The sequence below is a fragment of the Mesorhizobium sp. M7A.F.Ca.ET.027.02.1.1 genome (genome assembly GCF_004022985.1).
Classification (GTDB): Bacteria; Pseudomonadota; Alphaproteobacteria; order Rhizobiales; family Rhizobiaceae; genus Mesorhizobium.
Map to the genome: position 1 here is coordinate 1 of NZ_RZOL01000584.1, position 2,764 is coordinate 2,764.

Here is a 2,764-nt window from a genome sequence, read left to right on the forward strand (position 1 = left end):
ATACCGTCCCGGACGCGATCAGCGCCGCATCGGCTTTGCCGAAAGCCTGCCATTTGCGCTGGGGATCGACGATGATCTCAGGCTTTTCATCCCAGCGGTTGACGGAGGATTTGACGAGGTCGGCGACATGCGGAACGGTCGGCAGCAGCAGCCGCAGGCGGTGACCACGCGCACGCAGAATCGACATCGTCTCGCCGAACGGGTCGAGCAGCCGCCGTACCTCGCCACGCCGCGAACCAGGCAGGACGAGCAGGGTCTTGACGCGATCAGGAGAAAGGTCGCGCGGTAGTTCCTGCGCCTTGGCTGCGGCCAGCAAACCCGCATCGTGGGTCAGGCGATGCCCGACATAGGTGCCCGGTGGCCCGCCGAGCCGCTCGAGCTCCTTGACCTCGAAAGGCAGGATGCAGAGGATGTGGTCGACATAGGGCTTCATCGCCACCGCCCTGCCCGGCCGCCACGCCCACACGCTCGGGCAGACATAGTGGATGATCGGAATCGACGGGTTGGCCGCACGCACCTTTTTGGCGACGCGCAACGAAAAGTCCGGACTGTCGATGGTGACCATGCAGTCCGGCTTTTCGTCGGCAACGGTCTTGGCCAGTTGGCTGATCCGCCGCATCAGGCGCGGCAGGTCGCGTAGAACGGCGCTGAACCCCATCAGGGCGATCTCGCCGGCATCGAATGGCGAGACCAGTCCCAGCGCCTGCAAATGACGGCCGCCGAGGCCGACGAGTTGCACCTCGCGCCCCACAGCCTGGCTGAGCGAGCGCACTATGTCGGCACCGAGCAGGTCGCCAGACTCCTCTCCGGCAACGATTGCGATCTTCAATGCCCTGTCAGCCATTGCGCGGCTCCGTGGCGGCACGCAGGCCAAGGACGAACAGGCCGAGTGCATTGGCGCGCGTGATGGTTTCAGGACCTTCGAGGATCAGCGAGCGTCCCGCCTCGACGGCAATGCCGGCGAGTCCGGCCGCGTGCGCTGCCTCGACCGTCTGCGGACCGATGGATGGAAGATCGGCGCGCAGTTCCTGACCGGGCTTGGCGCACTTGACGAGGACGCCGCGGGTCTTGCCCGCAATACGGCCGTGGCCGCGCAGCAGCTTCGCACGATCAAGCAGGCCGGCTGTTCCTTCGATGCCTTCCAGCGCGATTGCCCGGCCGCCAACCGCGATCGCCGCTTGGCCGACATCCAGCGCCCCGATGGCCTTTGCTGCCGCAAGGCCTGCCTCAATATCGCGCCAGTCCAATTTTCGCGGTTCGGCCTTGGTCAGCACGCCTTCGGCGGCGACAAGATTCGGCACTACTTCGTGGGCGCCAACGACCTTTACTCCGCGCGCTTCGAGGCCTCGTGCCAAGACCTTCAGAAGACCATCGTCGCCACGCGCGAGCGCCATGACGACCAAAGGAATCACCGCGAGCAGGCTGAGACTGGGGCGCAGCGCAAGCAATCGCGGCCGGCGCTTGATCTCGCCTGCAAGCACCAGATGGGTGATCCGGTGCCGCCGCAGCAAAGGGACGAGCGAGCCTATACCTTCCAGAGCGAGGCTTTCGTGATCGTATCGGGAGAGTTCCGCGATGCGGTCGACCTCGCCTTCCATCAGGATGACGAAGGGCGGATAACCTTGTTCAGCCGAACCGGCCGCGACTTCGACCGGCAGACTGCCGCCGCCGGCAATGATGCCGACCCTGGAGCCCGGCGGAAGATCAAGACGCGCAGCCGCTGTCTCAGTCTTCGTCATCGACATCGTCGCCATCGCCGCCCTTGAGCGACGGCACAGCATAGTGCCGCTTGCCGCGACTGGTGATGAAATCGATGATCTTCATGGCGGTCGGCGACGACGCGAACTCCGCCTTGGCGAATTCGATGTTCTCGCCAACGGTGCGGGAACGATCGAAGATCATCCTGTAAGCCTTGCGCAGCACAAGTATTTCGGACCTTGGCAGGCCGGAGCGCTTGAGGCCGATGATGTTGAGGCCGCGCAGGCTGGCGCGGTTGCCGACCGCTATGGCAAAGGGGATGACATCGCCGACGATCGCGGAGCAGCCGCCGAGAAAGGCGTTGTCGCCGATGCGGACAAACTGATGCACTGCGGTCAGGCCGCCGATATAGACATTGTTGCCGACCTCGCAGTGGCCGCCCAGCGTTGCGCCATTGGCGAACGTCGCATTGTTGCCGACGACGCAATCATGGGCGATATGGGCGTAGGCAAGGAAATTGCCATTGTCGCCGACCGTCGTCTCGCCGCGGCTGGAATCGGTGCCGAGATGCATGGTCACGCCTTCGCGGATCGTGCAGTTCCTGCCGATGACCAAGGTGGTGCGACCGCCCTTGTGCTTGGTGTTCTGCGGCGGTGCGCCCAATGTCGCCATCGGATAGACCTTGGTCGAGGCGCCGATCGACGTCGCGCCCATCACCGAGACATGACTGACCAGTTCGACGTCGTCGCCGATCACCACATCGGCACCGACATGGCAGAACGGCCCGATGCGTGCACCTTGGCCGATTTGGGCGCCTTCCTCGACAATGGAGGAAGCATGAATGGATGTCTTGATTTTCATAAGCACTCGATCGTCAGTCGCTGGTGACCATCATGGCTGAAATCTCGGCCTCGGCCGCCTTGGCGCCGTCGACCATGGCTTCACAAGCGAATTTGAGCAGGTTGCCGCGTTTCTTGATTTTCTTGACATGGATCTTCAACTGGTCGCCGGGAACCACCGGTTTGCGGAATTTGGCGTTGTCGATGGTCAGGAAATAGACCAGCGA

The 2,764-nt window shown here is 63.5% G+C and carries 3 protein-coding genes and 1 pseudogene; all 4 read right to left on the minus strand.

What is annotated here, in order from left to right; genetic code table 11:
- Positions 1-844: lipid-A-disaccharide synthase (locus EN749_RS33750; protein WP_128364799.1), on the minus strand; the 844-nt coding region annotated here is incomplete at its 3' end.
- A complete protein-coding gene (locus tag EN749_RS33755; protein WP_128364800.1) occupies positions 837-1,754 on the minus strand; it encodes an LpxI family protein in 918 nt (305 codons plus the stop codon). The genes EN749_RS33750 and EN749_RS33755, both read right to left, overlap by 8 nt.
- Positions 1,726-2,559 (minus strand): acyl-ACP--UDP-N-acetylglucosamine O-acyltransferase, encoded by an 834-nt coding sequence (gene lpxA / locus EN749_RS33760; protein ID WP_127810460.1) that lies wholly within the window; start codon positions 2,557-2,559, stop codon positions 1,726-1,728. Before lpxA ends, EN749_RS33755 begins: the two co-directional genes overlap by 29 nt.
- Before the next feature lie 13 nt (positions 2,560-2,572).
- A pseudogene (locus tag EN749_RS33765) lies at positions 2,573-2,764 on the minus strand (3-hydroxyacyl-[acyl-carrier-protein] dehydratase FabZ); the annotation flags it as partial.